This is a genomic window from Falsiroseomonas sp. RANM36, from assembly GCF_056682175.1.
In genome coordinates, this window is sequence record NZ_JBWXTD010000003.1 from 982,366 (window position 1) to 985,936 (window position 3,571).

Annotated in this window: 2 protein-coding genes; both read right to left on the reverse strand. The window is 69.8% G+C overall.

The annotated features are described in order from the left end of the window. Positions 1–94: 94 nt before the first annotated feature. On the reverse strand, positions 95–1,246 hold the full coding sequence (gene dnaJ, locus AC1MIR_RS09525) for a molecular chaperone DnaJ (protein WP_480027930.1): 1,152 nt from the start codon (positions 1,244–1,246) through the stop codon (positions 95–97). Between the two features lie 102 nt (positions 1,247–1,348). After that, on the reverse strand, positions 1,349–3,301 hold the full coding sequence (gene dnaK, locus AC1MIR_RS09530) for a molecular chaperone DnaK (RefSeq protein WP_480027931.1): 1,953 nt from the start codon (positions 3,299–3,301) through the stop codon (positions 1,349–1,351). Positions 3,302–3,571 lie beyond the last annotated feature (270 nt).

Genomic DNA, 3,571 nt, shown 5'->3' on the forward strand with positions numbered 1-3,571 from the left:
CTGCCGGCGCCGCCGCTGGGGGGGAGGTGCGGCGGGCACGCAATGAACGTGGCGCCGCCGCGCCGGTTTCCTCCGCCGAGGGCAAAATCAGCCCTCAGCGCCCGAGGCCGTCCCAGAACTCCTTCACCTTGGCGAAGAAGCCCTCGCTTTCCGGGCTCGACCGGCCGGATTTCTCGGCCTCGCGCTCGAACTCCGCCAGCAGCTCCTGCTGGCGCTTGGTCAGGTTCTGCGGCGTCTCCACCGCGACCTGGACATACATGTCCCCGCGCGCCGCGCTGCGCAGCACGGAGAAGCCCTTGCCGCGCAGGCGGAACTGGTCGCCGGACTGCGTGCCGGCCGGGATGGTCACCTTGGCGCGGCCGCCATCCACCGTCGGCACCTCCACCGCGCCGCCGAGCGCCGCCTGCGTCATCCGCAGCGGCACGCGGACGAAGATGTTGGCGGCGTCGCGCTGGAAGATCGGGTGCGAGCGCACCGCGATGTCCACATAGAGATCGCCTGGCGGCGCGCCGCGCAGCCCGGCCTCGCCCTCGCCCGAGAGGCGGATGCGCGTGCCGTCCTCGACACCGGCGGGGATGGTGACGGAGAGCGTGCGGTCGCGCTGCACGCGGCCCTGGCCGGCGCAGACCTTGCACGGGTTCTTGATGGTGCGGCCGGAGCCGCCGCAGGTCGGGCAGGTGCGCTCGATCAGGAAGAAGCCCTGCTGCGCGCGCACCTTGCCCGATCCGCCGCAGCTGCCGCAGGTGGCCGCGGCCTGGGCCGCGGCGCCTTCCGCGCCGGAGCCCTTGCAGGCCTCGCAGGCGACGGAGGTGGAGATGCGGATGGTCTTCTTCGCGCCGGCGAAGGCTTCCTCCAGCGCGATCTCGACCGAGGTGCGCAGGTCGCTGCCGCGGCCGACCGGCCCGCCGCGGCCACGCCCGCCGCGCAGGCCGCCGAACATCTCCTCGAAGATGTCCTCGAAGGCGCCGCCGAAGGGGTTGCCGCCGGCGAAGCCGCCGCCGGCACCGCCGCCGCCGCCCTGCTCGAAGGCGGCATGGCCGAAGCGGTCATAGGCGGCCCGCTTCTCGGCGTCCTTCAGCACGTCGTAGGCCTCGTTCAGCTCCTTGAACTTGGCCTCGGCCGCCTTGTCTCCCTGGTTGCGGTCCGGGTGGTACTGCATGGCGAGCTTGCGGTAGGCCTTCTTCAGGTCCTCCTCGCTCGCATCCCGGGCGACGCCCAGGACCTGGTAGTAGTCACGCTTGGCCATGGGGCCCGAAAATCCTCGTTGCGCAGGACGTGCCGCATGGCAACGCCCGACCTCCTGCTGGGGAAGCCGGGCGCGCCGTTCCTACCCGATCGGAGGAGCCCCTTACGAGGGCTTCTTCTTGTTCGGGTCCACTTCCTCGAACTCGGCGTCCACCACCTTCTCGTTCGGGTTGGCGCCGCCGGGGCCGCCGGCCGATGCGCCCGCCGCACCGGGGCCGGAGGGCTGGGCCTCGGACTGCTGCTGCTTATAGAGAGCCTCGCCCATCTTCATCGCCGCCTGGGAGAGCTTTTCGGATGCCGTGCGGATCGCATCGGCGTCCTGGCCTTCCATGGCGCCGCGCGCCTCGGTCAGGGCGTTCTCGACCTCGGCCTTCTCCGCCGCACCGACCTTGTCGCCGTTCTCGCGGAGCGTCTTCTCGGTGGAATGCACCAGCGCGTCGAGGCCGTTGCGCGCCTCCACGGCCTCGCGGCGCTTCTTGTCGGCTTCCGCGTTGGCTTCGGCCTCGCGCACCATGCGCTCGATGTCGCTGTCCGACAGGCCCGACTTCGCCTGGATCTTGATCTGCTGCTCCTTGCCGGTGGCCTTGTCCTTCGCGCTGACGGAGACGATGCCGTTGGCGTCGATGTCGAAGGTGACCTCGATCTGCGGCACGCCGCGCGGCGCGGGCGGGATGCCCTGCAGGTCGAACTGGCCGAGCAGCTTGTTGTCGGCCGCCATCTCCCGCTCGCCCTGGAAGACCTTGATCGTCACCGCCGACTGGTTGTCGTCCGCGGTGGAGAAGGTCTGGGACTTCTTGGTCGGGATGGTGGTGTTGCGGTCGATCAGGCGGGTGAAGACGCCGCCCAGCGTCTCGATGCCGAGCGACAGCGGCGTGACGTCGAGCAGCAGCACGTCCTTGACGTCGCCCTTGAGCACGCCGCCCTGGATCGCCGCGCCGATGGCCACGACCTCGTCAGGGTTGACGTTGCGCGCGGGCTCCTTGCCGAAGAACTGCTTCACTGCCTCGATGACCTTCGGCATGCGGGTCATGCCGCCGACCAGGATCACCTCGTCGATCTCGCCGGCCGAGAGCTGCGCGTCCTTCAGCGCCTGCTTGCAGGGCTCGAGCGTGCGCTGGATCAGGTCGTCCACCAGCGCCTCCAGCTTCGCACGCGTCAGCTGCAGCACCAGGTGCTTGGGCCCGGACGCATCGGCGGTGATGAAGGGCAGGTTGATCTCGGTCTGCTTGGAGGAGGAAAGCTCGATCTTCGCCTTCTCGGCGGCTTCCTTCAGGCGCTGCAACGCCAGCCGGTCGCCACGCAGGTCGATGCCCTGCTCCTTCTTGAACTCGTCCGCCAGGTAATCGATGACGCGCGCGTCAAAATCCTCGCCGCCGAGGAAGGTGTCGCCGTTGGTGGACTTCACCTCGAACACGCCGTCGCCGATCTCGAGGATGGAGACGTCGAAGGTGCCGCCGCCGAGGTCATAGACCGCGATGGTGCCGCCCTTCTTCTGGTCCATGCCATAGGCGAGCGCCGCGGCCGTCGGCTCGTTGATGATCCGCAGGACCTCGAGCCCCGCGATCGCGCCGGCCTCCTTGGTGGCCTGGCGCTGAGCGTCATTGAAGTAGGCCGGGACCGTGATGACAGCTTGAGAAACCTTCTCGCCGAGGAAGGCCTCGGCGGTCTCCTTCATCTTCGTCAGGATGTAGGCGCTGATCTGCTGCGGGGCGTATTTCTTGCCCTCGACCTCGACCCAGGCATCGCCGTTGTCGGCGCGGACGATGGAATAGGGCACCAGGCCCTTGTCCTTCGCGACCATCGGGTCGTCGTAGCGGCGGCCGATCAGGCGCTTGACCGCATAGAGGGTGTTCATCGGGTTCGTCACGGCCTGTCGCTTGGCGGACTGGCCGACCAGACGCTCCCCGTTCTTGGCGAAGGCGACCATCGAGGGGGTGGTGCGGGCACCCTCGGCGTTCTCGATGACCCTGATGGAATCCTTGGCGCCTGCGGGGCCTTCCATGATGGCGACGCAGGAATTGGTCGTGCCGAGGTCGATGCCGATGACCTTGCTCATCCGTGTGCTCCTGTTCGGCGGCGTGGGAACGGCCCCGGAGGCACCGCGCCCGGCCCCTGCCGGATGGGGGTGGGTGGTAGGATGGGCGTGAGATATTCACCGCGCCGTGGCGCGGCAAGGGGGCAGGCCCGTCATCCGCGCGGTTCGGGTGCCGCCCCGGCGCCGCGCGCCCCCGGAAAAGCGACGGGAAAAGCGACGGGAAAAGCGACGGGGGGGGGCCCCCCCCGGGGGGCCCCCCCCGCCCCCGCCCCCCGGGGGGGGGGGCCCCCC